Consider the following 26,009-nt stretch of genomic DNA (forward strand, 5'->3'; position numbering starts at 1 on the left):
CACCCCCGGTGAAGAAACCTCCGCAACGGGTGGTGATACGATCACAATTCTACGTAAATCATCACAATTCTTGTTAATTCTTTGTCAAGAATTATTGAGTTTCGATGAGCTGCGAGGAAATCGCTTCCTGGCAGCGTCGTTCCCTCCCCAACCCTCCCCCACCGGGGGAGGGAGGCTGTTTTCCCCCTACGCCGCACCGCCGGCGACGATCCCCTCCAGCCGATCCTCTAGATCTTCGTAGATCGCGCGCAGGCGGTCGAGGGTCTCGTCGTCGGCGTCCCAGAAGCCGCGCCCGCTGGCCTCCAGCAGCCGGCGCACCATCCCCGCTGCAGCGTGGGGGTTGAGCCGTGCGAGCCGTTCGCGCATCTCGTCGTCGAGGGCGTAGGTTTCAGCGACGCTCTGGTAGACCCAGCCTTCCACCGCGCCGGTGGTGGCGCTCCAGCCATAGGTGTTGTTCAGGCGCGTCTCGATCTCGCGGGCGCCCTCGTAGCCGTGGGCCAGCATGGCTTCATACCATTTCGGATTGAGCAGCTTGGCCCGCGTCTCCAGGCGCACCATCTGGCTCAAGGTGCTCACGCGGCTGCCGCCGGTGGTCACCGCGTCCGACACCAGCACCTCGGGGCGCTTGCCGCTCAGACGCTCGATGCTCTTGGTGACGCCGCCGAGGCTCTCGTAGTAGGTGTCAATGTCGGAGATGCCCACCTCGAAGCTGTCAATGTTCTGGAAGGTGAGCTGCACTCCCGCCAGGGCTCGTTCGAGCAGGGGCCGCGAGTCCTTCCATTCGCCGCCTTTGCCCAGCGTGAAGCTCTTGCGGCTGAGGAAGGCGTCGCTGATCTGGCTGTCGTCCTCCCACGAACCGCTTTCAATCAGGTGGTTGACGTGGCTGCCGTAGCTGCCCGGCGCATTGGCGAAGACGCGGGTGGCCGCCTCCTCCAGCGGCACGCCCAGGGCCGCGGCCTGGGCCAGGGCATTGCGGCGCACGAAGTTGGCCTCGGGCGGCTCATCGGCCATGGCCGCCAGCCGGGCGGCTCGGTCAATCAGGCGCATCTGGCCCCCCAGCAGGTCGCGGAAGATGCCGCTGACCGTCACTACTACGTCAATGCGCGGGCGGCCCAGTTCCGCGAGGGGGATCAGGGCCACGTCGGTCACGTTGCCCAGCTCGTCGGGCACGGGACGCACGCCCATCAGCGCCAGCACCTGGGCCACGCCTTCACAGTCGCTCTTGAGGTTGTCGCTGCCCCAGAGCACCACTGCGACGCTCTCCGGCAGCGCGCCGCCTTCGGCGACTGCGCGGGCCAGCAGTTCCTCGGTCAGGCGCATGGCTCGCTCCACCGCCGCTGCCGAGGGCGCGCGGGCCGGGTCAAGGCTGTAGACGTTGCGCCCCGTAGGCACGACGTCGGGGTCGCGCACGATGTCGTTGCTCGGCGAGGGGCGCACAAATCCGCCCTCGAGGGCGTGCAACAGCCCGGCCATCTCCTGATCGCTCGTCAGTCGCGCAAGCAGGTCGCCAAGGAAATGAGCCAGCGGCGCCAGGTCGCCCGGGGCGTACCCGCCGACCTCCAGCGGCGCTCCGCCCACAAAGCGCCGGATGCTCTCTTTGCAGCGAGCTTCAACCGCGCGCCAGGATTCCTGGGCCTGCAAATCGCCGGCCATGCGCTCACGCAGCGCCGCGTAATCCAGCCCCATGCTCCGGGCGACGAGGGCCGGCAGGGTCGTCTCCTCACCGCGCAGCCTGAAGCGCTGGAAGGTCGCGGTGAGGGCCAGCAGATCCACCAGTTCTTCGGTCGAGGGCGGTGCGCCGAAGACGTGCAGGCCGGCGGGGATCATGCGCTGCTCGATCTGCAACAACTCGTGGCTGAGATGGGCCAGGTAGTCTGTCTCGGAGTCTGCTCTGACGGGCGCGTCGGCGCCGAGGCCCAGCTTCCCGGCCAGTTCGCGGATGGTGGCCAGCATCCCCGCATCGGGACGCTGCCGGTAGGCGTCAATAGCGTCCTTCAACTGGCGCAGGCCCTTGTAGAGGCCGGCCTGTTGCAGCGGCGGCACCAGGTAGCTGATCAGCGTCGCGCCGCTGCGGCGCTTGGCGATGGCCGCTTCGCTTGGGTTGTTAACGCTGTAGAGGTAGAAGTTGGGCAGATCGCCGATCAGCCGGGCGGGCCAGCAATCGGCGCTCAGGCCCGACTGCTTGCCGGGCATGAACTCCAGCGCGCCGTGGGTGCCGACGTGGATGACCGCATGGGCCCGGAACTCATGCCGCAACCAGGTGTAGAAGGCGGCGAAGGCGTGGTTTGGCGCGGCGTCGCGGGCCATGAGCATGCGCATCGGGTCGCGCTCGTAGCCAAAGGGCGGCTGCACGCCGACGAAAATGTTGCCAAAGCGCCGCCCCAGGATGCGCAGGCGCCGGCCATCGCTGAGCAACTCGCCGGGGGCGCGGCCCCAGTGAGGCTCAATCTCAGTGTAGGCCGGGAAGAGGCGCCGGTAATCCTCCACGCTGAGGAACCCTGCCACGGCGGCGTCGGTCCCGTGGAGCAACGGCGAGGCGGCGGGGTCCCCGCGCCCCTCGATTACCATCTGGCGCAACTCCTCGGCATCGGCAGGCAGATCCACCGTGTACCCCCGCTCCTTGAGCGCCCGCAGAATGGCGTAGACGCTACGGAAGACATCGAGGTAGGCGGCCGTGCCCACGTTGCCGAGGTTCGGCGGGAAGCTAAAGAGCACGAGGGCCAGGCGCTTCTCGTGGTTGGGGGTGCGCCGCAGGGCCACCCGGCGGGCGATCCGGTCGGCGATCAACTCGACCTCGGGTTGGGCGGGCACAAAGGCCTCGGCGCGGGCGGTGGGGCCGCCAAAGACGATCGGCTCGGCGGCGCCCTCCAGTTCGGGCACGGCGATGCTCAGGGCCGCCTGCACCGGGGCCAGCCCGCCCCAATCGGCGCGCCAGTCCTCCACCCGCTGGAAGGCCAGGGGCACCGGGGCGAAGTAGCCGACATCGAGGGCCTCGAGGGCGGCCCGTGCGTCGGCCGGGCGGCTCTCGGCGGGGCCGCCGACCAGGGCGAAGCCCGAGGCGTTGACCAGCAGGTCCACCGTTGCCCGGCGCGGCTCGCTGGCGGGGGCCTTCTTGCGCCAGCCGCGGGCCTCGGGCGCGGCGGTGAAGAAGGCCTCAATCGCCGGGCGCATATCCAGGCCCGAAGCGTAGGCCATGCGCGCCTCCAGCCCCCGCGCCTCCAGCGCCCGCGCCAGGGCGTCGAGATGGGCCGTGTTGCCGCTCAGGGCCACCGTGCGCAGGGCCAGGACGCCCACCGCCCCCTGCCAGGCCGCCGGGCCGCCCTTTTTGCCCGCCGCGCGGGCGCGGCTTGCGCGCCACTGCTCATAGGCCGCCAGGGTCTCGAAGGGCGCCGGCGCGTCGGGGTGGATCAGCGCCTGCTCGGGGTAACTGACCGGGTCGAGGATGGGCAATTTGCCCTTGTAGCCGGGCACGTAGGCTTCGATCAGCAGGCAGATCAGCCGGTAGAGGTTTTCCGGCGAGGCATTGGTCCAGTACTGATGGGCGACGATATAGGTGTAGAGATCGCGGGCCTTGCCGGGGATGAGGCGCAGCACCCGCGAGAGGTTGCGCAGCACGGCCAGCTGGCGGCGCGCCTCGCCCGCGCCGCCCTGGGGCCGCAGCTTCTTGATCCACTGGCGCAGGGGGCCGCTGGCCTCCTCGCTCTCGCGGGCCGCCAGCACGAACTTGCCGATGCGCGTCTGGCGAATGAGCGCCGGGTTCGAGGTGATGATCAACACCGGACAGGCGGCCCGTTCGAGCAGGCGCTCCAATGGGCGCACATAGTCCTCGCCGAAGAGGCGCGCGCCGAAAATGAACGCTGCTCCCTTGACGTCGCGTTCCAGGCGCTGCCAGCCGTCCTCATCGCGCAGCGAGGCGGCGTCGTAGCACGCCGGGGTCATAGCGACCCCGTGCTCGGCGCGCAGCCGCGCCGCGGCCTGGCGGAGGGCGGCGGCGTGGTTGCCATCAATGGTGAGAAAGACGATGCGCATCGGCGTTCCTCATTGCTTAATCCGCGGCGGCCACGCGCCGGGCCTGCCAGCCCGGACCGGGGTAGTTCGGGAAGCCCTCCAGACCACGCCACTTCGTCGTCTCCCTGGTGGGCAGGGGCGGCAGGCGGTAGGTCGCCAGCAGGCGCAGCACAATCCCGGCCCGCAGGCGAGCGGCCTGGGCCTGGTTCACTGCGCCGCCGCGGTTGGCCAGTTCATTGGCGCGCACATCGTACTCGGCGGCCCTGTCGAGATGGCGGAAGAAGCGCGGATCATCCACCGGCAGGGTCTCGGGATAGACCTGGGTGGCGATCCGGTTGCAGAGGCGGATCACCTCCTGGTCATACTGGCGCCAGTCGAGGCCCAGGGCGCGGTAGAAATCGGCGCGGCGCGAATCATTCAAGTACATCGTGGCGTACACCGCCAGGAGGAAGAAGCGGATCCAGCGCCGGTTGGCAGGTTTGTTCAGCAGTTCGGGCTGGCTGCGCATCAGCATGGAGAAGAACTCGCCGTGGCGGTACTCATCGTTGCACCACTGCTCGAACCACTTGAAAATCGGGTGGATGATGCGGTCGGGATGCTTCTCCAGGTGTCGGTAGATCGTGATATACCGTGAATAGCCGATCTTTTCGGAGAGATAGACGGTATAGAAGATAAACTTCGGCTGGAAGTAGGTGTACTTTTTCCGCTTCTGGAGCACGCTCAGGTCAAGCGCCACGTTCAGGTCGGCCATGGTCTTGTTGAGGAAGCCGGCGTGGCGGCCCTCATCGCGGCTCATGCACCGGAAGATCGAGCGCAGCGTCGGGTCCTTCAGATGCTTGACCATCTCGGCATAGAGGATGCAGCCGGAGAACTCCGCGGTGCAGGAGCGCTCGAGGAACTCGATGAACAACTGCCGCGCGGGCATATCATCGAAGTTGGCCAGGAACTCCTCGGTGCGCTTGAAGTGATTGCGGTTATAATCGCGCTCAAACTCCTCGCGGATCCACTCAAACTCATCGCGTAGACCATTGCGATCAATATCCAGCGCGTCAATGGCCTTAAAATCAGTGGTGTAAAAGCGCGGGGTAAGGATGGCCTCCTGCAGGGCATGGCGCGTTGTGACGCTCAGATCCGGCATCTGCTCCATAGCTTCTCCTTATCGATCCCAGGATCGCCAGGTCTCGCCAGGACGCCATATGCGGCAATCCGCAATCCGAAATGGCGTCAGGGGTGTTCCACCAGTTCGTTCACCTCGACCAGGCTGCTCTTCTTTATCAGGTTGCGCCGCAACCAGCTCGCCTTGTAGAGCTTGATGGGACTGGTGTAGGTAATCTCGCCATGGGTCTGGCCATTGATGCGCGGCAGCGAGACGATTTCCAGGGTGTCGCCCGGCTGGATCTCCATCCCTGGCGGCAGATCGACATGCAGGTGGAAATGCTCGTGCTCGCTCTGCAAGTGCACCGTGCCTTCGCCCTCCTGCAACGTCTCGCGCTTGTACCAGCGCCAGAGCGCATACCCTGCCGCCGCCGCCAGCGCCACTCCGAAAAGCTTGCGCATAGGCCCCCTTTCTTTGTGCAACGTAGTACAGATTATGGACTGCAATCGCCCAAAAATATTGAACGCTGTCTTGATGGAATGAAGCTGCATGACCAATCGTAGAACAAACAAATGAAAAGAGTTTTTCTTGAGAGGGCGCAGCCCTCCCCAACCCTTCCGCGCGTGACAGGCATTCGCCGCAGCGCGAACATGACCTGTTCAGGTGCGCATGGCCTGGACGAGCGTGACGTGATAGAAGCCGCTGCTGATGCGCCGGGCGCGGCGGATGGACATGCCGCCAGCGGCGAGGGTGGCGCGCACCAGGTCGTCGCGGATCATTTGAATATCGGTACGGCGCTGGCTGTGGGGAAAAAAGGCGCCCACGCGATGCATCGCCGCGAGCAACGGGCTGTACGGGGCGTAGGTAAAGAGCAGCGTATCCGAGCAGCGATCAATCAGGTGGCGCAGCATCTGCTCAAACGGCCCGGGCGGGTAATGGATAAGCACATCAAAGCACGCCACTACGGCGAAGCGCCCCTGCAGCTCCTCCAGATCGGCGACCAGCACGTCAATGCGCCCCGCCAGCCCGGCGGCTTCAGCCGCGGCCCGCGTGGCCGCAGCCATCTGCGGCGCCAGGTCCACCGCGGTTACTTGCATGCCCCGGCGGGCCAGGGCCAGACTGAACAGACCGGTGCCGCACCCGGCGTCGAGCGCCGCGCCGTCGCGGCCCCGCCCCTCGGCATCCAGCCATGTCTCCGCGAGGGCCAGCATCTGCGTGTGCCCGTCGCGGATCGAACGGCGAATGGGCGAGAGCCGCGCCTCGCCATAGATGGCCGACCAGCGCTCAAAGCCTACCCCATCGAAATACTGGCGTAAACGCGCTTTGTGCCGGGTGGTGTCCACGTCCGATCTCAGCATTCGCTGGCTAGGGGGAATTTCGTAGTGCGAACTATATACTACGATCTTGCATCGCGATTATAGCATAAAAGTCAACACCAGCACACTATATGCAAAAGGTGGACAAAAGGTTGAAGCGGCGATTCAAGGCTTTCTGAAGGGGTAAAATTTTCCTTCAGATCGTTTGGTTCTGTGCAAACGGTTGACGGATCTTGCTTACCAGGAACAATTTGTCACCCGGACAGGCGTCAGCAGCCCCCGGGGCTGCGGCGCCCATCGCCGGGATTACAGCGTCTATCCCTGGATGCGCAGGCTCCCGCGGCGCTCCGGGTTGCTCGCACTGACAGATGCGCTATGCCGGTATAATGGCGCACATGCTCGCCGTCCGCTGGGCGTCCGGTGCGCCCGCGCAGCCGGGCGCGGCGGAGTGGCGCAGAGGGTCTGACTCTCTCTAAACTCCCTGTAGGGCGCGGCTTTGCCGCATCCCACCGGAAAGGGGTAAAGCGCGCGGGGGCCTCTGCCCCGCCATTCCCGCCGCGGCGAGGTCTCGTTGGAGTAGCCACGATAAAGAGAGCGAACCTTGAACATCGAATACCTGCAACGCATTCTCACCAGCCGGGTCTACGACGTTGCCGTTGAAACGCCCCTTCAACTCGCGCCGGGCCTCTCCGTCCGCCTGAACAACCAGGTGTTCTTCAAGCGCGAGGATCTCCAGCCTATCTTTTCCTTCAAGCTCCGCGGGGCCTACAATCGCATCGCCCACCTGCCGCCGGAGGAACAGCGGCGAGGCGTGATCACCGCCTCCGCCGGCAACCATGCCCAGGGGGTGGCCTTCTCCGCCCAGCGCCTCGGCATCCGCGCAGTCATTGTGATGCCGGTCACCACGCCGGAGATCAAGGTCAACGCCTGCCGCGCCCGCGGGGCCGAGGTGGTGCTCCACGGCGACAGCTACAGCGACGCCGAAGCCCATGCCTACAGCCTGCAACGGCAACTCGGACTGACCTTTATTCACCCCTACGACGACCCGCTGGTTATTGCCGGCCAGGGCACCATCGGTCTGGAAATTTCCCAGCAGATGCGCGCCGAACGCTACCGCGTCTTCGTGCCCGTCGGCGGCGGCGGGCTGGCCGCGGGCATCGCGGTCTTTCTCAAAAGCATCAATCCGGAGATTGCGGTGATCGGGGTCGAACCGGATGACGCCGACGCTATGTACCAGAGCCTGCGCGCCGGCGAGCGGGTCACGCTCGCCAATGTCGGCATCTTCGTTGACGGTGTGGCAGTGCGGCGGGTCGGCGAGCATACCTTCCGCCTGGTGCGCGAGTATGTGGACGAGATCGTGCGAGTCACGACCGATGAGGTCTGCGCGGCGATCAAAGATGTGTTCGAGGACACGCGGAGCATTCAGGAACCGGCCGGCGCCCTGGCCGTCGCCGGGCTGAAGCGGTTCGTCACCGAACGGGGGGTGCGCGACGAGGCCCTGGTGGCTCTCACCTGCGGCGCGAACGTTAACTTCGGGCGCCTGCGGCATGTGGTTGAGCGGGCTGAAATCGGCGAGCAGCGCGAGGCCCTGCTGGCCGTCACCATTCCCGAACGCCCCGGTTCATTCAAGCGTTTTTGCCGCGACCTGGGGCGTCACAATATCACCGAGTTCAACTACCGCTACGCCCCCCGCCCCGACGCCCGCGTCTTCGTGGGCATCGAGCTGGCCCATCCCGAAGAGCGCGCCGCGACCATCGCCCGCCTGCTCTCCCGCGGCTATGAGGTGCTCGACCTCACCAGCAACGAGCTGGCGATTGTGCATCTGCGGCACATGGTCGGCGGGCGCGCCCCCGAGGCCGTCAACGAGCGCCTCTACAGCTTCCAGTTCCCCGAACGTCCCGGCGCGCTGCTCCAGTTTCTCGAGTCGCTCGATGAGTCCTGGAATATCAGCCTGTTTCACTACCGTAACCACGGCAGCGCCCACGGTCGCGTCCTGGCCGGCATTCAGGTGCCCGACGCCGACCTCGACCGCTTTCACGCCTCCCTTGATCGCCTGGGGTACCACTATGTTGACCAGAGCGATAACCCGGCCTACCATGCTTTTCTCACATAAGGGGGAGAGGGAAACCGGGTTTTGCTATCCCCCTCCGGGTGAATAAACGGCACATCCGGGAACGCGTAGTTTCCGACTTATTAGCATGTGAACGAAGGTTTTTGCTCAACCTGCCCCCTCTCTAACCCTCCCCCGCTGGCGGCGGGCGTCCGGCGCCTCCCCCGACGGGGGAGGCCGGGAGTTCTCAGGTGCAGGGTTTTCCGGCGCATCCTCGCGTCGCGTGCGCCATCCGGGGCATTGGGACGCCCGACTCCTCGCTGGCATCTGGTACGGCAAGAGGAGCGGCAATTTTCTGCGCGACAGCCACAAAAAACTCCGATAGCACCTGGGTGCTGAGCGCGCCTGAACTACTGACGGCCAGCGGATCGAGAACATCCAGGGCTCGCCGCTGCTTCTCGGCTTCCGAGCGATCATAGGCGTAGACCAGGACGTTCGTGTCTACCAGCACCCTGGCGTATGAGGCGCTACAAGACTTTTTTCAGTAGCAGGACCGGCGCGAAGTTCGCCCTTTTTTGCCGGCGAGGCGCCGCTTGAGCAAGCAAGAGAAGGGTCTGGAAGAGCTGCTACCACCTCCCAGACCCTTCTGCGTGAAACCATCGGGGCAAACTGAACGCCCTGCGCTCCGCCCCGCCTTTAAGCGCCCGGCGACTCCTCGCCCCTCTCCTGGCGCGCCCGGCGCTGCTGCAGCAGACCGTACTCGATGGCCTGCCAGATGAGGATCGGCGCCCCTGCGCCCACGAACCCCGCTATGACCAGCCGCTCGTAGTCGCGCCAGGTCAGTTTCGAGCCGCCCTGCCGGGCGATCCAGCGCACCGGCAGACCGACCAGCAGCACCCCGCCGATCACTTCCAGCGCCACCCATGTGGGTTTGATGGGCAGCGCCCGTTCCAGCACTGCCAGCATTCCAGAATAGCTCGCCCCGAGGATCGCCGTGGTCCAGAGCACCTTGTTCTGCAAGTACTCAGGATCATCCGTCTGGTACATCAGTGGCGAAGTCTGTGTCATTATGGTGCTATCCTTTCTACTAATGCGCCTGAAGTCTGAGGGTCTGTCTGGACTGTCGAAAGGTCGAATCAGGTTTTCCGAACAGACACACGGACTTCCTGTAGTGACAAACGTACACGGTTTCCTTTTTTTCCCGGCGACGCCCGGTTCCTGAGGTGAAAAACGACCGCGCCCGAGACCGGCGGCCAGGGGTGGGGAGACCCGGTTTCCCCGCCTCTCTTTTCCGTGCTATACTGGCGTCACCGCAGCAGTGAGCTAATTGACCATGTGCAGCATACCCTGAATGAGGAGCGCGCAATGAAGCGCATCGTGAGCATCAGTCTGGGTTCCTCGACCCGCGATTACCGCTTTACGACGTCCATCCTCGGGCGTGCGATCGAGGTCGAGCGCATCGGCGTTAACGGCGAGGCCGCGCGCGCCGCCGAGATGATCCGCGCCTTCGATGGGCGCGTGGACGCGATTGGCCTGGGCGGCCTTACGCCGGTCTTCCGGGTGGGCGCGGCGCGCTATCCCCACCAGGAGGCTGTGCATATCGCCGCCCAGGCTCACCGGACGCCAGTAGTGGACGGCGGGGTGATCAAGGCCACTCTGGAACGCTGGGTCGTCGCCCAGGCTGCCCGGCAAGTTCCGGGCATCTTTCGTTACAAGAAGATACTCTTCACCAGCGGCATCGAACGCTACCAACTGGCCGCTGCGATCGCCCAGTATGGCGGCGAGTTGCGCTTCGCCGATCCGATTGTGCACATCGGGCTGCCTTCTCTGCCCGTGCCGCGCTCCCTGGAACAGCTCGAACTCTACGCCGCCACCACTCTGCCCATCACGGCGCTGTTGCCCTACCGCCTGCTGCATCCCGTTGCCCTGGGCCAGGAGGGCTACGATCCCCGCGCTGAGGGCCTCTTCCGCTGGGCCGAAGTGATCGCTGGCGATTTTGCCTTTATTCGCCGCTTCGCCCCCCAGGACCTCCGCGGCAAGACCATCGTGACCGACGACCCCTCGCCCGCCGAGATCGAGGACCTGCGCCAGCGCGGCGTGGTGACGCTGGTCACGATGACGCCGCCGTTCACCGATCTTGACGGCGCGCCTGCGCCGCGGCCCTTCGTTTCCGCCGATGTGCTGGAGGCGATGGTTACGGCCATTCAGGAAACCGGCGCGCAGCCCGGCGAGGCCGAGGTGCTGGATTTCATCTCCGCCACGGGTTGGGGCGCGCATGTGCAGGAGCTGAATCCGCGACCAAAGCCGAAGTTTGCCTTCGTGATCCACCCCCTGCGCACCAGTCTGATCGCCAACGATCCCCGCTTCCGCTGGACGCGCTATCTGCCGCCGCGCCTGGTTGAGCGGGTCGCTGCCTACATTCCGCCTCTCTACCTCTCGCGCATTCGCGGCATTCGCTCGGCGGCCACAGGCGAGGAGGTCGAGGGCATTCTGCTGACCCTCGGCGCCACGCCGCGGGAGATGATGCGCCGCCCACCGAGTTTCACCTACCGGCGGCTCATCCGCGCCGCGCGGATGGCCGAGAAGATGGGCGCCCAGATCATGGGGCTCGGCGCGTTCACTTCGGTGGTCGGCGACGCGGGGATCACTGTGGCCCAGAAGAGCGATATCGGCATCACTTCAGGCAACTCGCTCACTGTGGCGGCCACCCTGGAAGCAGCCAAACAGGCTGTGCTGCTAATGAAAGGCGGGCGACCCGAAAAGGTCCGCGCTATGGTCATCGGCGCGACCGGCTCGATCGGCTCGGTGTGCGCGCGCCTGCTGGCCCAGGCCGTGCGCGACGTGGTGCTGATCGCCCCCCGCCCCGAGCGCCTCCTGGACCTCAAGCAGCAGATCGAGCGCGAGACGCCCGGCGCCCGCGTTATCGCCGCGACCCATCCCGACGCCTATCTTGGCGATGCTGATCTGGTCATTACGACGACCAGTTCGCTCACTGGGCGGGTGATCAATATTGACAAGCTGAAGCCCGGCGCCGTGGTGTGCGACGTGGCCCGTCCCCCCGATGTGAAGGAAGAGGATGCCGCCCGCCGCCCCGATGTGCTGGTAGTGGAGAGCGGCGAAATCGTGCTGCCCGGCGAGCCTGATTTCGGCTTCGATATTGATATGCCTCCTGGCACAGCCTACGCCTGTCTCTCCGAGACGGCGTTGCTGGCCATGGAGGGCAAGTTCGAGGATTACACCCTCGGACGCAACATCGAGATGGAGCGGGTCAAAGAGATGTATCGCCTCTGGCACAAGCACGGCCTGCAACTGGCCCGCCTGCGCTCCTTCGGCGTGTACGTGACCGACGAAATGATCGCCGAGAAGCGTCGCCTGACCGAAGAACGCCGCCGGCAGCTCGGGCTGCCCGCGGAGCATGTCGAGATGTGAGGAGGGGCGAAAGGGTTATTCGCCGCATCATTCAATTGTCTGTGAACGAGGTTTCCTTGCCTTTCCGCCCCCCCTCCCTGCTTCTTCTCAAGCGTAGGGTTTTTCGGCGCATTCTCGCGTCGCATGCGCCATCCGGGGCATTGGGACGCCCCCCACCCCCCTCTCCCACGAGCGGAAGAGGGGGGTGGGGGGGTGAGGGTCATAAGCGCATTGGAATGCCAAAAACCCCTTCTCGCTCGAAAAACCCTGCACCTGAGAGCAGGGGAGGGGGCGGGTGGTTGCCGACGAACCGACGTTACAGACCAGTCAAGACGCCATGACGGCTCTCGAACATCTCACCAGCTACCCCGTGCAGCGGCGCTATCGCGCGCCGCTGCTGCTAATCCACGGCGCCTGGCACGGGGCGTGGTGCTGGGAGGCGGCGCGGGAGGACCTGGCGGCGCGCGGCTTCGAGGTGCATGCCATCAGCGTCCGGGGGCACGGCGGCAGTCCGGCGCCGCCAGGATATCGGCGCTCGACGATCCTCGACTATGCGCGCGAGGTGCGCGGCGCAATTGCTGCGGTGGGCAGGCAGCCCATTGTGGTCGGGCACAGCGCCGGGGGCTACGTGGTGCAACTGCTGATCACCGGGGTCGTCGGGCCGCGCCCCCCGCTGGCCGGGGCGGTGCTGCTGTGCAGCTCGCCGACGAACATCGGGGCCTATTTTCTCGACCGCGGGCTGCGTGGCGCGCCCATGGTCAACCTGCCGGCCCTGTTGCGCCGTGAGCCCGCGGTCGTGCGCCAGGCTCTCTTCCGTCCCGACATCCCCGATGCGGAACTGGAGCGGCATCGCGCCCGCCTGGTGGCCGAACCGCCCCTGGTCGCCCTCAGCAGTATGCTTCTGCGCCCCCGCCCTGCCGCCTGCCGCGTGCCGGTGCTGGTAATCGCCGCCGAACGCGACGCGATCTTCGACCTGGCCGTCCAGCGGGAGACGGCTCGGGCCTACAACGCTCAACTGGTTGTCGTGCCGGGGGCCGCTCATGATCTGATGCTTGACCCGGCCTGGCCCGTCGCCGCCGAGGCGATCGAGCGCTTCGCCCGCGAGACCGCCGGGGTCCTGCTGCCGATGTGAGGACGCTGCTCCTCACCCTCCCCCGCCTCGCTGCGCTCGGCGCCCCCTCCCTCTCCACCACAGGCGGAGAGGGAGGGAGTTGGGGGAGGGTGAGGACTCCCCTACGCCGGCTCCTCCAGCGTCGAGAGGATGCGGTGCGCCCGCAGCGCCAGCCACAGGGCGAAGTACTCCTCGGCGTTGTCCAGATCCATCCCGCTGATCTCTTTGATCCGTTCGAGACGGTACAGCAGCGTATTTCGGTGAACGTGGAGCGCCTCCGAAGTGGCGCGCAGATTGCCCAGGTGGTTAAAATAGGCTTCGAGGGTCTTCAGCAACTCGGCGCCCTGGCGATGGTCGTAATCGGCCAGCCGCGACAGCGTCTCGCGGTAGAACGTCCAGAGTTCCGGGGTTTCACGCAACCGCACCAGCAGGCGATAGACTCCCAGATCGGAGAAGGCGAGGACCCGTCCGGAGCCGAAGAGCTGGCGCCCCAGCAGCAGGGCCTGCTCGGCTTCTTCCACCGAGCGGCGCCACTCGTTCAGCCCGGAGGCGGGCGTGCCGAGCGCCAGCGTCAGTCTGGGAAAGGTTTGCGATAGACGCTCGCGCAACTGCTCAACCAGGTCACGCACGCGCATCGCGCCCGTCGCCGGCAGCATACAGAGGATGCTGCTCTCACGGCGCGAAATAGGCGCGCTCACGTTGCGGCGCGCCAGTTCGTTTTGCAGCGCGGCGCTCAGGCGGGCAAGCACCTCGGGGCCGGCGTCCTCGACCGTCAGGATCATGGCGACGTGCGGGGCGGCGAGGTTGTACCCCAGTTCCTGGCCGCGTTGCATTGCGGCGGTCACGTCTCCCGGCTGCCCGAAGAGGATGCCCGCGACAAAGTCGCCGCGCAGGCGTTCCTCGGCGGCCTGAACCGCCTGCTCCTTGGCCAGTTCCAGGGCCAGGGCTGCGGCGCCGCGCTGCGCCGCTTCGCGATCCCAGTCATCGAGGGTGGCGCCGGCAATGGCCAGATAGCCCGCCGGCACGTCGCCCGATCCAATCGGCTCGACCCAGATCTGCTGGTTGAGCAGCGTGGTCATTCCGCGCCCGTTGGGGCGCAGGGCCTGCAGGGCCACCCGGGCCGAGCCGCGACCGCGCTGGGCGCGCAACTCGCCGTTGGGGGCGAAGCAGGCCACACTCTGCCCGGTGCGCTCGGCCAGCACCTCGAGCAGGCCCGGCACCCCCTGCCCGGCCAGCGAACGCTGGGTCAGCAGGTCATAGAGCTGGGCGCTGCGCCGTTCAAACTGGGCCTCATAGTCGGTGATCAGCCGGGTAATCTCGCGCTCGACATCGCGCAGATCGACTCTGTCGGGCAGTTTCAGCAGGGGCAGCCGCACCTCCTCGGCGGCGGCGATGTCGTCGGGCTTGATCTCACCCAGAGCCGCCACCCCTGCCACCGGCACCGGGGCGCTGCCCAGCCGGCGCACCAGCGTCGCCAGGTTGAGCCGCGAGTCGAGGGCGAGGGCCGCCTCGACCGACAACAGCGCCAGTTCGCCACCGCGCAACTCGGCGAAGGCAGGCAGCGTGGCGCGCAGGGTCGCTACCCAGTTGACCTGGCGCCCTATTCCCGCGCTCCCGGCGACAACCTCGGTGCCCGCAGGGAGAGCCAGGCGTAGAACATCGCGAACGGTAATGACGGACGGCATGCGTGCTGGCCTTGTGGCAATTCTCTTACCTGAAATTATAGCACGCGAGGTGAATCAAACACCGCGCCCTGGTCGTATAGCCAGGACTGGAGCGCCGTCGAAGAGACGTTGCAGCAGCCCTCTCCCAATGAGACCGGGCAATGATGCGTATCCGCTCTGTTCAACGAGGATTGCTGTCAGGCGGCAGAGGGGCAGGAGCAACCTCGCTCCTGTCACGCCGCGGTGGGCCAACGGGGGAAGGCACGAGATTTATCTCGTCTGAGTCAGTAAAAACTACTTTGTAGCTATGTGGGCCTTGTGCCAATCTCCTTTGAAGGACGTGCATGCACATCATCGCCAGGTATCGGTGGGACGCCGGACACGGCTATCGGCAATGATATTACGCCGCCAGCAGCGCTGGCTCGGGCTGCTCAAGCAGCGCCAACCCGAAGCGTTCGGCGATAAAATCGCCCAGAGCCTCGGTATCCGGAAAGCTGACCACCATCTCTTCATCGCCTTCACGATAAGCGACCCGCCAGCGCCGCCCCAGACGCTCGTCCTGCCATACACGCAGATCTGCGGTCAGGGTTACCACACAATCGTGCATGTTTCTAGCTCCTTCTCTCCCGCTTACAGTTGCTCCCTCCCTGATCATTTATCATGACGTTGCAACCAGAAAGTTGGTTCTCTATCGTTGATGAGAAGCAGATGAGAGTAAGATTAGGGAATAACGCTCCCCACGCCTCCGCTGGAGAGCGCCTGTGGCGGCGCAACCCTGCGGATCGCGGCGGGGAGGCCTGGTTTCCCGGCGCCCGTGCCCGATGGGGGGTATCTTGGCATCACGTGGCAGCGATCAACCACCCAGGACTATGAATTACCGGCGCGGAGGTTTCTGGACGACCCTGGCAGCGCGCCTCAGCGCGCTCAATGCTCCAGGCGAGCTGTATGGCGACCTGAAGCGGCGTCTGGACGCACAGGCGGCGCCGGCCGCGACGGGCGTCTGGACGGGGCTGCAATCGCGCACCGACCGGCGCTACTACCGCCCTCGTCCGGTTGCGGGCGTAACCGAGGAAACCCTGGTCGAGAACGGCGAGACCGTTGTCGCCCTGCGCAGCCCTGCGGGCGAGTATGTGCGTCTGACCAGCGCCGAGCACGTTCTCTGGTTGGCAATGGATGGCGAGCATACCCTGGAGCAACTGGCGTTGCTGGGCTTCAAGCGCTTCGGGCGCCTGCTGCCGGTGCTGGATCTGGTTGAGAGCCTGCGCCGCGGCGGCTTTCTCGACGATCCGCCAGCGGACCTCTACCGTGGGCTGCAGCAGCGTCTCGAACAGCGCAGTCTCGAGGGCTGGGGCCGTCGCATCGCCGGCGCCCTGCAAGCGCACCCGATCCCCATCGAGGGGATTGATGCGCTGGCGGGCGCGCTCTACCGCCGCGGCGGCCGGCTGTTCTTCACCCGCCCATTTGTCGTCCTGCTGGCGCTCCTGGTCCTGGCCGGGTGCAGCGCCTTTGCCGTAGTGGCCGGCACGGGACGCTACGCGGTGATTGACGCCGCCAATGCGGGGTGGAGCCTGCTGGCCCTCTGGGGGGCGCTGCTGGTATCCTTTGTGCTGCACGAACTGGCCCATGCGCTGGCAGTAAAGCATTTCGGGCGGCGCATTCCGCGCGGCGGCGTGATGATCTACTATGGCATGCCCGCAGCCTTTGTGGACACGAGCGACATGTGGCTGGCCGGGCGCCGCGCGCGCATCATCGTCTCGCTGGCGGGGCCGCTCTGCGACCTGCTGGTAGGCTCGACGGCGGCCCTGGCAGCGGCGTTGCTGCCCGCAGGCGCTCCGGGCGCGGCGGCCTACACCCTGGCGGTGGCGGCCTACCTGGCGGCGTTGTGCAACCTCAACCCGCTGCTGGAGCTGGACGGCTACCACATCCTCAGCGACTGGCTGGGGATGCCCAACCTGCGCCGCGAGGCCCTGAGGTTCATCAGCGGCCCCCTGTGGCGGAAACTGCGCGCTGGCGCGCCCCTGGCCCCGACGGAGCGGGTCTACGCCCTCTACGGTCTGTTCGCGGCGGCCTATACCACCCTGGCGGTGGCGCTGGCCCTGGTGTTCTGGCAGGCGCATCTGGCGCGCATCCTTGGAGCGCTGTGGGCCGGCGGGCCGCTCAATCGCCTGGTGGCGGTTGTCATCGTGGCGGTGGTGATGGTTCCCCTGGGCCTGGGCCTGCTGCTGGCGGCGTGGTGGCTCATCCATGTTGCTGCCGCCTGGCTGGCGCGGCGTGGCTACGGGCGCAGCCCGGCCTTCGTCGCCGCCGTGCTAACCATCTTTGTTCTGGCCCTTACCGCGTTGCCCCTGCGCTTCGGGCGCAGCGCCGAGACGGCTCTGATCGCCCCGCTGCTCTGGTGCGCGGCCCTGGCGGCCCAGATCACCCTGCGCAACGACTACCGCCGCGCCACCCTGGCCCGCGCCCTCGACGCATTTCTGCTGGTTACGGCCCTCGAAATCCTCGCGCTGAGCGGCGGCTTCCTCTATCCAGAACGGGCCTTGCTCTGGTCGTTCCTCCAGAACGCCGGCTTCGCTCTGCTCTTCTTCGCCGGCTTCATCGCTCTGCTCGATGTGGACCTGCGCCTGGCCTCGCCCCTGGAACTGGCCAGCAGCGCCCTGCTCCTGGTCGTGGCCTTTCTCAGCGGCGGCTTCACCATCGAGCTGGCGCGGGTGGCCCGGCCTGCTGCTCCCTTCGCGCTGCAGGTGCTCGTCGCGGCGCCGGTGTACTGTGGCGCGGCCGCACTGGCGTTGCTGTTGCCGCTCATCGCCAGTATGCGCGCCTCGTGGCTGGTGTGGAGCTGGTTGCTGCTCTGGCCGGGCATTGCCGTCCAGACGGCGGCCTATGCGCTGGAGCTTGACCCGCGGCTGCGCGCCGCTCCGGCAGGACAAAGCGCCGCCATTCTGGCCGCGGGACTGTGGACGGCGGCCTGGTGCTCGCACGTGGTCGCTCTGCGGCAGATCGGCCCGCAGGAGCGGCTGTGGCCCGCAGCTCCCGCGGGCAGCGAGGCCGAACGGCTACAACGCGCCTTTCAATACACGTATGCCGGGCTGTACCTGATGTTCCACGCCTACCATGGCGGGCGACGCGCCCGCGCCCTCGATGACCGCCTGGACATCGTGGCGGCAACCGCCAACTGGGACGTCACCCTTGACCGTGACGAGGCCCGCATCGGGGCGACCCTCGCCGCGGCGCCTCTCGATGTGCAGGGCGCGCGCTATGCCGAGGTCCTGCGCTACACGGTAGCGGCCATCGAACAGCTTGCCGGCCTCACCTTCGCCCGTCGCAGCATCCAGGCCGCCTACGACGCCCTGCCGTGGCCCGAACGCGAGGTGGCCGACCGGCGCTGCTTTCCGCACACGCCCTGGGCGCGGCAGCTTTCGCGGGCCTTTGGCGATGCCCGGGCCGCGCGCCTGCGCCTGTTGCGTGACGTCGAACGCTTCGCCGCCTGCGATGACGCCGAACTGCACGCCCTCGCCGACGCTCTGCAACGGCGCCACGTCCGCGCCGGTACGCGCCTCATGGTCAACGGGCAGCCGGTAGCGGGCCAGTGGATCATCGAAGCGGGCGAAGTGGTGGTGCGCGAGCAGGGCCGCGTAGTGGCCGAACTGCACCGCGGCGCAATCTTTGGCGCTGAAGATGACGAGGCGCGCGCCTCCTCTCGCGAGTACCGCGCCAGCGTTGACAGCGTAGTGCTCTTCGTGAGCAACGCCGATCTGCGGCGAATCGCACCGCGCACCAATCCTGACCAGGGTCCTGCGATGATCGTGCGCGCCCTGGAACGCACGCCCTTTTTCCAGGCCCTGCCCCGGGCTGTCCTGCGCCAGCTCGCTGCCCAGGCTCGAGCGCTGCGTGTCCCGGCGCGCACGTTAATCGTCCGTCAGGGGCAGACTCAGCAGCATCTGTTCGTCATCGTTAGCGGGCAGGTCGCCATGGTGCGCCGCGACGACGGTGCCGCGCCGCGGCTCATTGCGCGCCTGGGGCCGACCGAGCTATTCGGTGATGTTGAACTCATGCGTGGTGGCCCGGCCACTGCCAGCGTGGTCGCCGCCAGCCCGGTAGACCTGGTTGCGGTTCCTCACACGGCGCTCGCCGCGCTGCTCAGGTGATGGTTCTCACTCTCCCGCGCCGAGCGCAGCGAGGCGGGGGAGGGTGAGGACCGACGTCCCTCACCCGGTACACAAGTTTTGGGGAAGCCAGGCGTCCCGGACGGAAACCTGATCCTCCGGCTTGCGTGCCGGCGCAGCCGCGTGGAACCCTACAGAGTTATAACTGTACAAACAACTGAAACGCCCCGTCACGGGCGCCGCGGGCGCTCACCCGGTAGCGAATGCGCCCCGCCGCATCAGTGCGCACCGTCCCCGAGCGCGTGACCTGGGCGCCGGGGCGCGAGGCCGTCGCAAAGGCCACCGCGCCGTCGGGCTGCAACAGGCTCACCTCCAGATCGCCAGAGCGCACCTCGACCATCACGATCACCTGCGCTGCAACCCCCGGACGATCCAGGGCTACCGCGCGTTCTTCGCTGCCCTCTGCGCCAACGAAGCTGGTGCTCACATTGCCGCCATCTGGCCCCAGATCGATCGTCGTCGTCTCGCCGCTGATCTGCAAACACCCGGCGAGCAGCAGAGTGGTGACCAGTATCAGCAGCCATTTGAGCAAATTTCCGCCCGGCAGCTTGCCGTTAGCCATAAGACTCGGGCCGGTAATCGGGCGTGTAGGTCTCTTCCTCAGGCACCGCCTCCACGCGCAGCGGTCGCCGTCCGACGATGCGCAGGCTGGTGCCGCACTCTGGATTCGCGCACACCACCAGCATGCCTTCGGTCACATAGTCCATGATAGCAAGTTTCTGCTTGCAGGTAGGGCATTTCACGATCTCGACGGCCATAGGCTTATGTTGCTATACGCTGCGGCTTCGCCAGGCACCCGCAGGATAGAAAACGGGTTTCTCGGAACGACGCAGCCCTCCCGAACCCTCTCGTCCGAAGGGCGTAGCTTGCGAGCGCTCAGCGATGGTTCTCAGCAAACAGCGCGTCAACAAAGGCCTGCGCATCGAACAGCGCCAGGTCGTCGAGCTTCTCGCCAGTGCCCAGGTAGCGAATGGGCCGCTGAATGTCCTGGGCGATGGCGAAGGCGATGCCCCCCTTGGCGGTTCCGTCCATCTTGGTAACGGCTACGTCGGTCACCCCCGCCGACTTGAGAAAGGCCTTGGCCTGCAGCACCCCATTCTGCCCGGTGGTGGCGTCAATCACCAGAATGACCTCATGGGGCGCGTCGGGCAGCTTGCGGGCGATAATGTTACGGATCTTCTCCAGTTCCTGCATCAGATTGTACTTGGCATGGAGTCTGCCGGCAGTGTCAATGATCAACACGTCTATGTCCTGCTCCAGGGCGGCATCAATCGCCTTGTAGACCACCGCTGCTGCGTCGGCGCCCTGACCGAGGCTGACGCAGGGCACGCCGGCACGCTCGGCCCACGTCTCAAGCTGCTCGGTGGCGGCGGCGCGGAAGGTGTCGCCCGCCGCCAACAAAACGCGCTTGCCGAAGCGGTTCTTGTACCGATGGGCCAGTTTGGCGATCAGGGTGGTTTTACCCGCGCCATTCACTCCTACCACCAGCACCACATACGGTCTGGGCGTGATGGCGGGCGGCGGTTTCACCTGCTCCTGAAACACGCGCACCATCTCCGCCTTGAGCATATCGCGCGCCTCGCGGGCGCGCTTCGTGCCGTAGCGGTTTACCCGGTCAATCGTCCGGTTCACCAGGTATTGCGTCGTCTCCAGACCCACGTCGCCCTGGATCAGCGCCTCTTCCAGTTCGTCCCAGAGTTCATCGGTGATGGGGTCATCGCTCTGAAACAACTGCGCGATGCGCCCAAACACGCCCTGGCGCGACTTCTCCAGACTCTGAGCAACCTGCTCTTCCTCGCGCTGGGCCTCTTCTTCGGTGCGGGGGGCATCCTGGCGACGCCCGAAGAGTCGTTTGAACATGCGTTATGTGCATCCTTTCGCAGGCTGGTAGGCAATCAATCTTTATCCCGTGACAATGATTAAGGTAACGCAGGCCGGGGAAGCCCGGGTTCCCCCCATACCCCTGCCCGCTGAAGGGTTCGGGAGGGCTTCGCTCTTCCAGGGAAACCCGGTTTATTCCGGGCGCCTCCTGGAAGAGAGGATCGGGGAAAGCGAAGCCCTTCAGGGCAACATTTCATTTCGACGAGGCAACTCCACGTACACCTCAGGCCCATCCCAGATCATCAACGCTCTTTGAGGCGCCGCCGGGCCGCTCCTCGCCCTCTTCGACGCCCTCGCCCTCAAGCTCCTCTTCGAGCATCTGGTCTACCATCTCGTCCCAATCCTCGCCAGCGTCCTCGCCCAGTTCCTTGCCCAGGCGCTTGGCCCAGCGGGCGATTGAACGCGGGTCGCTCTCATCAAGGCCGGCAAGGTTGGCGGGATCGGCGAGGGCCTCGATACGGTCGTCCTCCGACTTGAGGGTGGCGAAGCGCGAGACGGCGCGGCGCACCTCGGCGCTGCCGCAGCGGGGGCAGGCCAGCCCCGGCGGGTCGGTGAAGCCGCGCACGAGTTTTTGAAATTTGCCATTGCACTCCGGGCAGAGATATTCGTAGATCGGCATAGGCTCTTCAAACCTCCGTGATGATCTCCTCCACCAGCGCTGGCGGCGCCACCGGCGCATCGCCGAGGGTGAAGGCGGCGATCAGTCCTGGCAGGACCTGCTCCGCGTCGGCGTCACTGGCGGCGTGGATGGTCGCCAGCGGCGCGCCCGCCACGACCGCGTCGCCGATCCGGGCGCGCAGCACCAGGCCCACGGCCGGGTCAATCGGGGCGTCCTTGTGCGTGCGTCCGCCGCCGAGGGCGTTCACGGCCAGGCCCAGGGCCATGCCGTCAATCGCAGTCACATAGCCGCTGCGCGGCGCCGGCGCGTCACGTTGCACCGGAGCGGAGGGCAAACGTTCCGGGGCGTCAACGCAGCTCACATCGCCGCCCTGGGCCGCCACCATCTGGCGGAACCTGGCCCAGGCCTCGCCGCGATCCAGGGCCTCGCGCAACAACGCCCGCGCCTCGGCCTCATTATCGCGGAGACGGGCCAGTTGCACCAGTTGCGCGCCGAGGATCAGGCTGAGTTCCACCACATCTGCCGGGCCGTGACCGCGTAGCGCAGCGATGGCCTCGCGCACCTCCAGGGCATTGCCGATATTGTACCCGAGGGGCTGTTGCATCGAACTGATAACCGCCGCCACGCGCCGCCCCGCGCGGCGGCCAATCGCCACCATGCGCCGGGCCAGCTCCCGTGCCTCCTCGAGCGTATGCATGAAGGCGCCGCGCCCGTACTTGACGTCCAGCACCAGGCAATCCGCCCCGGCGGCAAGTTTTTTGCTCATCACACTGGCGGCGATCAGCGGGAGGGACTCGACCGTCGCGGTGACGTCGCGCAGCGCGTAGAACTTCTTGTCAGCCGGGGCCAGATCCTCGCTCTGCGCGGCCACGACCAGGCCCACGTCACGCACCAGGCGGCGGAACTCATCGGCGTCCAGGGTGGCGCGGAAGCCGGGGATGCTCTCCAGCTTGTCCACCGTGCCCCCGGTGAAGCCGAGGGCGCGACCGCTCATTTTAGCTACCGGCAAGCCCACCGCGGCTACCAGCGGCGCGACCACCAGCGTCGTCTTGTCGCCGATCCCGCCGGTGGAGTGCTTGTCCACGGTGATTGGCGCCAGATCGTGCAGGTCGAGCATCCGGCCGCTGCGGGCCATGGCCATGGTCAGATCGGCGGTCTCCCGTTCGTCCATGCCGCGCAGCACTACGGCCATCGCCCACGCGCTCATTTGATAATCGGGGATCGCTCCAGCGACGTACTGCTCGATCAGCCAGGCGATCTCCTCGCTGCTGAGCGCGTACCCGTCCCGCTTTTTGGCGATCAGCTCTACCGCGTTCATAGATGGTCCGTCAGGGCAACCCGGAGGGTGGCCCTCCTTTCTGCCCCGATGTTACCGCGCCGTCTCCTTGAGGGCCTTGAGCGCCTGCGGCAGGTGCGGCAGCAGGTCGCTGGCCAGGGTGCCGGCATCACCCAGTTCCTCGCGCACCCGCGCCCCCGCCGCGCCGTGGAGGTAAACCCCCAGGGCCGCCGCGTCGTAGAGCGTCAGGCCCTGGCCGAGCAACCCGGCAATCGCGCCGGCCAGCACGTCACCGGTCCCGGCGGTGGCAAGGGCCGGGTTGGGCTGGCTGTACACCAGGCTGCGGCCATCGGGCGCCGCGATGACCGTTGTCGCGCCCTTCAGCACCACCACCTGGCCCCAGCGGGCGGCCGCGTCCGTCGCCACCGCCAGCGGATCACCCGGCAGGGATTCGACCTTTAGCAACCGCCGCATCTCGCCGGGGTGCGGCGTCAACACGAAGCGCTTGCGTGGCAGGCGCTCGTGCCATGCTTCAACGGTGGCCAGGATATTCAGCCCATCGGCGTCGAGCACCGTGGGGGGCAACTGCTCGAGTTTGGTCGCCACCGCCGGCTCATCGGCCAGGGTCCCGGCTACGAAGCCGACACGGGTCTTCGAGCGCGGGCGTTCGAGGCCAAAGAGCCGGAGTACAAACTCGCGGGTGCACTCAGCCGCGCCGAGGCCGGGGCCCAGCAACAGCGCCGCGTAGCCCGCCAGATGCTCCTCAAGCTCCTCCACCGCATTCGGCCCGATGGCGCCCCAGTCGCCCTCGGCCAGCGGCAGCAACGTCACCTCAAGGGGGCGCCCGCCCGCCAGCAGGACGGTACGCCCGCTCGCCAGCGTCACCAGCCCCGCGCCTACTCGCGCTGCTCCGGCGCAGGCCAGGAACGCCGCGCCGGGGTAGTTGAGCGACCCGGCCACCACCAGCACCTTGCCAAAGCTGCCCTTGTGGGCATCGGCGGGACGGGCGGGCGCCAGGCGTCGCGCCTCCTCAGCCGTCAGCATCGCGCTCATGACCTCCTCCAGGGCATGTGCCGGAATGCCGATCTCTGCCAGGACCAGCCGGCCCACACGGTCTCGTCCGGGAAACAGGAGCAGGCCGCGTTTCGGCAGCCCGGTCGCCACCGTCACATCGGCGCGGATCGCCGCACCCTCCACTGCCCCCGTATCGGAGTTGACACCCGTCGGAAGATCAACCGCCAGCACCCGCAGCGTAGACGCGCGTTCCGCGCGCACGGCATTGACCGTTTCGACTATCGCTGCCAGTTCGCCCTCGAGGGGCCGGCTGATGCCCATGCCCAGCAGCGCATCAACAATCAGGTCGGCCTCCTGCGCCAGATCGCGCAGGGTCGTCTGGCGCGGGTCGCTCTCGGCGACTGTCTCGCGGATCGCGCGCGTCCGGCAGCGCTGCCAGTTTGCGTCTCCCTCAGGGCAGCGCCGGCGCCAGAGGTACAGCGTCACTACCGCGCCCGCATCATGGAGGTGACGAGCGGCGACCAGTCCGTCGCCGCCGTTGTTGCCGGGACCAACGAGGATCAGGACGCGCCGGCCCGCAGCCGGACCGAGCAGGCGCAGGGCTTCCTGGGCCACGCCCCAGCCCGCCTGCTCCATCAATCCATCCCAGGTTGCCCCGGCATCTACGGCGGCCTGTTCCAGAGCGCGCATTTGCGCAGTGGTTGCCAGGCGCATGGTTCCTCCTGCCAGGTTACCCCAGTATTCTACCACGGCGTTCTATGCTGGTCGCGTGTGCACCCCTGTGGACCGGGGCTTTTCCGAGGTCGTCGGGGCGTGCCCCGGACTCCAGGTTTTTTGGCGGTTCTGGCGACGACCAGTCTGTAAACAACGTTGTTTGCTAAACCCCCAACCTTCCTCCGCCGGGGGAGGTCGCCCGGCTCCTCTCTCTCCCGCGAGCGGGAGAGGGGGGCGGGGGGGTGAGACCGTAAGCGCATGGGAATGCTGAAAACCGATTCTCGCTCGAAAAACTCTACACCTGAGAAGAGTGGCTGGGAGAGGGGCGGAAAGGCCAGGAAACTTGCGTTACAGACTCCTACACCACCGGAACCAACAAAAAACACCCTGGAGAAAAGGTCTGGCCGTCCCCAACCCATCGCCGAAAGCGGAGGCCAGGTCGGCTCCGGCCCACTGGCAGGCTATCTGCCGGGCGGGAGGGCCACTGGCGATCGCCCACCGGCAGCGGGATGGGGAAACCAGGTTTCCCCGCCTCACCTCAGGCCGATTACACTGGCAACGGCGTGGTCGTGGGTATGCGAGAGGCTGAGCGTAAGCGAACCCAACCCCGCCCGGGCCGCAGCGGCAGCCGCCGCGCCGGAGAGGCGCAGCTCAGGACGACCATCCACCCCGCGGATCACCTCGATCTCCTGGAAGCGGAAACCGGTCGCACTGCCGCCCGGACCGCGCAGACCGGCGCCGAGGGCCTTGGCCGTGGCTTCCTTGGCCGCCCAGCGCGCCGCCAGCGACTCATAGCGCGGCGCCGGTCCCCCTATGCCACAATCGGCCAGTTCGGTCGGAGTAAAGACGCGCCGGAGAAAGCGCATCCCCCAGCGTTCCGCAGCGCGCCGAATGCGCGCGACCTCGATGATGTCAACTCCGTGGCAGATCACCGGCAACCCAAAACATAGTCCCAGGAGTGCAGCGCCCCCGCGCTTGAGGTGAACGCGGGCCGTGGAGGGAAGGTCCGGGAGGGCGCGGCTGTCCTGGGAAGCTGACGGTGGCTCAGCATAACGCGGCAAAGCCACGCAGCGCTTAACTGGTCGGGAAAGTCAAGTTTCCTTAGATTGCCGCCCCCCTTTCAGCCTCCCTCCTACGGGGGGAGGAGCCGGACGCCCTCTCCCGGCAGGGAAGGGCGGGGCTTTAGCGAAAAACATTGTTTACAGACTACTAACGGCCCACGCCCCGATAGATAAAGCCCTTCGCGGCCATCTCCGCCGGCTCGTAGATGTTCCGTCCATCCAGAATGATCGGGCGACGCATGTACCTCTTGATCTTTTCGAAGGGCAATTGCTTGAACTCATTCCACTCGGTAATGATCAACAGCGCATCGGCCTCCTTGGCCACATCGAGCGCGGTGGCGCAGTAGGTTACCCGGGGCAAGATCTCAGCGGCCCGTTCCATCGCCACCGGGTCATACGCCTTGATCCGCGCGCCTTCCTGTTGCAGGGCATTAATGATATACACGCTGGGCGCCCCGCGCATATCATCGGTATTCGGCTTGAACGACAACCCCAGCACGCCGATCAACGCGTCCTCAAAGCTGCCAAGGATATCGCGCAACTTGTCAATGAAGCGATCGCGGGCGCTCTGGTTGATGTCCATCACCGCCTGCAACAACTGCGGGTGGCACCCCGCCGAGGCCGCCAT

At 66.5% G+C, this 26,009-nt stretch carries 19 protein-coding genes; 4 read left to right on the forward strand and 15 right to left on the reverse strand.

Annotation, left to right across the window (positions count from 1 at the left end; all coding sequences use genetic code 11):
• Positions 1 to 186: 186 nt before the first annotated feature.
• The 4 genes from bchH to bchM form a co-directional block, all read right to left on the reverse strand.
• Positions 187 to 4,029 (reverse strand): magnesium chelatase subunit H, encoded by a 3,843-nt coding sequence (gene bchH, locus NZU74_14040; protein MCS6882450.1) that lies wholly within the window; start codon positions 4,027 to 4,029, stop codon positions 187 to 189.
• 16 nt (positions 4,030 to 4,045) lie between these two features.
• The gene (acsF, locus tag NZU74_14045; GenBank protein ID MCS6882451.1) at positions 4,046 to 5,155 is read right to left on the reverse strand and encodes a magnesium-protoporphyrin IX monomethyl ester (oxidative) cyclase; all 1,110 of its coding nucleotides are present in this window, start codon (positions 5,153 to 5,155) and stop codon (positions 4,046 to 4,048) included.
• 77 nt (positions 5,156 to 5,232) lie between these two features.
• Positions 5,233 to 5,565, reverse strand: coding sequence for a hypothetical protein (locus NZU74_14050; protein ID MCS6882452.1), 333 nt, complete (start codon positions 5,563 to 5,565; stop codon positions 5,233 to 5,235).
• Between the two features lie 198 nt (positions 5,566 to 5,763).
• Positions 5,764 to 6,447 (reverse strand): magnesium protoporphyrin IX methyltransferase, encoded by a 684-nt coding sequence (bchM, locus tag NZU74_14055; GenBank protein MCS6882453.1) that lies wholly within the window; start codon positions 6,445 to 6,447, stop codon positions 5,764 to 5,766.
• A gap of 574 nt (positions 6,448 to 7,021) precedes the next feature.
• Between bchM and ilvA the strand changes: the two genes are divergently transcribed.
• Complete coding sequence (gene ilvA / locus NZU74_14060) at positions 7,022 to 8,533, forward strand: threonine ammonia-lyase, biosynthetic (protein MCS6882454.1); 1,512 nt, start codon at positions 7,022 to 7,024, stop codon at positions 8,531 to 8,533.
• 633 nt (positions 8,534 to 9,166) lie between these two features.
• Here ilvA and NZU74_14065 read toward each other — a convergent pair.
• Positions 9,167 to 9,538, reverse strand: coding sequence for a hypothetical protein (locus NZU74_14065; GenBank protein MCS6882455.1), 372 nt, complete (start codon positions 9,536 to 9,538; stop codon positions 9,167 to 9,169).
• 297 nt (positions 9,539 to 9,835) lie between these two features.
• On the opposite strand from NZU74_14065, the gene NZU74_14070 reads away from it, so the two are divergent.
• Together NZU74_14070 and NZU74_14075 are read left to right on the forward strand one after the other, a co-directional pair.
• Positions 9,836 to 11,899 (forward strand): serine carboxypeptidase, encoded by a 2,064-nt coding sequence (locus tag NZU74_14070; protein MCS6882456.1) that lies wholly within the window; start codon positions 9,836 to 9,838, stop codon positions 11,897 to 11,899.
• Positions 11,900 to 12,173: 274 nt separating this feature from the next.
• On the forward strand, positions 12,174 to 13,010 hold the full coding sequence (locus NZU74_14075) for a lysophospholipase (GenBank protein ID MCS6882457.1): 837 nt from the start codon (positions 12,174 to 12,176) through the stop codon (positions 13,008 to 13,010).
• A gap of 101 nt (positions 13,011 to 13,111) precedes the next feature.
• Here NZU74_14075 and NZU74_14080 read toward each other — a convergent pair whose 3' ends face one another.
• Positions 13,112 to 14,674 carry a helix-turn-helix domain-containing protein gene (locus NZU74_14080; GenBank protein ID MCS6882458.1) on the reverse strand — a complete coding sequence of 521 codons (1,563 nt, stop codon included), beginning with the start codon at positions 14,672 to 14,674 and terminating at the stop codon, positions 13,112 to 13,114.
• 379 nt (positions 14,675 to 15,053) lie between these two features.
• On the reverse strand, positions 15,054 to 15,260 hold the full coding sequence (locus NZU74_14085; protein MCS6882459.1) for a hypothetical protein: 207 nt from the start codon (positions 15,258 to 15,260) through the stop codon (positions 15,054 to 15,056).
• Between the two features lie 262 nt (positions 15,261 to 15,522).
• On the opposite strand from NZU74_14085, the gene NZU74_14090 reads away from it, so the two are divergent.
• On the forward strand, positions 15,523 to 18,798 hold the full coding sequence (locus tag NZU74_14090; protein ID MCS6882460.1) for a cyclic nucleotide-binding domain-containing protein: 3,276 nt from the start codon (positions 15,523 to 15,525) through the stop codon (positions 18,796 to 18,798).
• Between the two features lie 157 nt (positions 18,799 to 18,955).
• On the opposite strand, the gene NZU74_14095 is transcribed toward NZU74_14090, so the two are convergent.
• The 8 genes from NZU74_14095 to NZU74_14130 all read right to left on the reverse strand — a co-directional run.
• Positions 18,956 to 19,378, reverse strand: coding sequence for a hypothetical protein (locus NZU74_14095; protein MCS6882461.1), 423 nt, complete (start codon positions 19,376 to 19,378; stop codon positions 18,956 to 18,958).
• Positions 19,371 to 19,523 carry a hypothetical protein gene (locus NZU74_14100; protein ID MCS6882462.1) on the reverse strand — a complete coding sequence of 51 codons (153 nt, stop codon included), beginning with the start codon at positions 19,521 to 19,523 and terminating at the stop codon, positions 19,371 to 19,373. Before NZU74_14100 ends, NZU74_14095 begins: the two co-directional genes overlap by 8 nt.
• A gap of 169 nt (positions 19,524 to 19,692) precedes the next feature.
• Positions 19,693 to 20,676 (reverse strand): signal recognition particle-docking protein FtsY, encoded by a 984-nt coding sequence (gene ftsY, locus NZU74_14105; GenBank protein MCS6882463.1) that lies wholly within the window; start codon positions 20,674 to 20,676, stop codon positions 19,693 to 19,695.
• Positions 20,677 to 20,920: 244 nt separating this feature from the next.
• Positions 20,921 to 21,316 carry a zinc ribbon domain-containing protein gene (locus NZU74_14110; protein ID MCS6882464.1) on the reverse strand — a complete coding sequence of 132 codons (396 nt, stop codon included), beginning with the start codon at positions 21,314 to 21,316 and terminating at the stop codon, positions 20,921 to 20,923.
• 7 nt (positions 21,317 to 21,323) lie between these two features.
• Positions 21,324 to 22,634 (reverse strand): thymidine phosphorylase, encoded by a 1,311-nt coding sequence (locus NZU74_14115; protein MCS6882465.1) that lies wholly within the window; start codon positions 22,632 to 22,634, stop codon positions 21,324 to 21,326.
• Between the two features lie 51 nt (positions 22,635 to 22,685).
• Positions 22,686 to 24,320, reverse strand: a complete 1,635-nt coding sequence (locus tag NZU74_14120) for an NAD(P)H-hydrate dehydratase (GenBank protein MCS6882466.1) — start codon at positions 24,318 to 24,320, stop codon at positions 22,686 to 22,688.
• A 533-nt stretch (positions 24,321 to 24,853) separates the two neighbouring features.
• Positions 24,854 to 25,252 (reverse strand): holo-ACP synthase, encoded by a 399-nt coding sequence (gene acpS, locus NZU74_14125; protein MCS6882467.1) that lies wholly within the window; start codon positions 25,250 to 25,252, stop codon positions 24,854 to 24,856.
• Between the two features lie 277 nt (positions 25,253 to 25,529).
• Positions 25,530 to 26,009: UDP-glucose 6-dehydrogenase (locus NZU74_14130; GenBank protein MCS6882468.1), on the reverse strand; the 480-nt coding region annotated here is incomplete at its 5' end.

It is taken from the genome of Chloroflexaceae bacterium (assembly GCA_025057155.1).
In the GTDB taxonomy this organism is placed as follows: Bacteria; Chloroflexota; Chloroflexia; order Chloroflexales; family Chloroflexaceae; genus JACAEO01.

Bases quoted from the DNA above. Each gene is read 5' to 3' on its own strand.
- acsF (MCS6882451.1), bottom strand. From the start codon at position 5,155: ATGGAGCAGATGCCGGATCTGAGCGTCACAACGCGCCATGCCCTGCAG.
- NZU74_14100 (MCS6882462.1), bottom strand. From the start codon at position 19,523: ATGGACTATGTGACCGAAGGCATGCTGGTGGTGTGCGCGAATCCAGAG.
- NZU74_14115 (MCS6882465.1), bottom strand. From the start codon at position 22,634: ATGAACGCGGTAGAGCTGATCGCCAAAAAGCGGGACGGGTACGCGCTC.
- NZU74_14090 (MCS6882460.1), top strand. From the start codon at position 15,523: ATGAATTACCGGCGCGGAGGTTTCTGGACGACCCTGGCAGCGCGCCTC.
- NZU74_14070 (MCS6882456.1), top strand. From the start codon at position 9,836: ATGAAGCGCATCGTGAGCATCAGTCTGGGTTCCTCGACCCGCGATTAC.
- NZU74_14110 (MCS6882464.1), bottom strand. From the start codon at position 21,316: ATGCCGATCTACGAATATCTCTGCCCGGAGTGCAATGGCAAATTTCAA.
- NZU74_14050 (MCS6882452.1), bottom strand. From the start codon at position 5,565: ATGCGCAAGCTTTTCGGAGTGGCGCTGGCGGCGGCGGCAGGGTATGCG.
- NZU74_14085 (MCS6882459.1), bottom strand. From the start codon at position 15,260: ATGCACGATTGTGTGGTAACCCTGACCGCAGATCTGCGTGTATGGCAG.
- NZU74_14080 (MCS6882458.1), bottom strand. From the start codon at position 14,674: ATGCCGTCCGTCATTACCGTTCGCGATGTTCTACGCCTGGCTCTCCCT.
- NZU74_14065 (MCS6882455.1), bottom strand. From the start codon at position 9,538: ATGACACAGACTTCGCCACTGATGTACCAGACGGATGATCCTGAGTAC.
- bchH (MCS6882450.1), bottom strand. From the start codon at position 4,029: ATGCGCATCGTCTTTCTCACCATTGATGGCAACCACGCCGCCGCCCTC.
- ftsY (MCS6882463.1), bottom strand. From the start codon at position 20,676: ATGTTCAAACGACTCTTCGGGCGTCGCCAGGATGCCCCCCGCACCGAA.
- NZU74_14095 (MCS6882461.1), bottom strand. From the start codon at position 19,378: ATGGCTAACGGCAAGCTGCCGGGCGGAAATTTGCTCAAATGGCTGCTG.
- NZU74_14120 (MCS6882466.1), bottom strand. From the start codon at position 24,320: ATGCGCCTGGCAACCACTGCGCAAATGCGCGCTCTGGAACAGGCCGCC.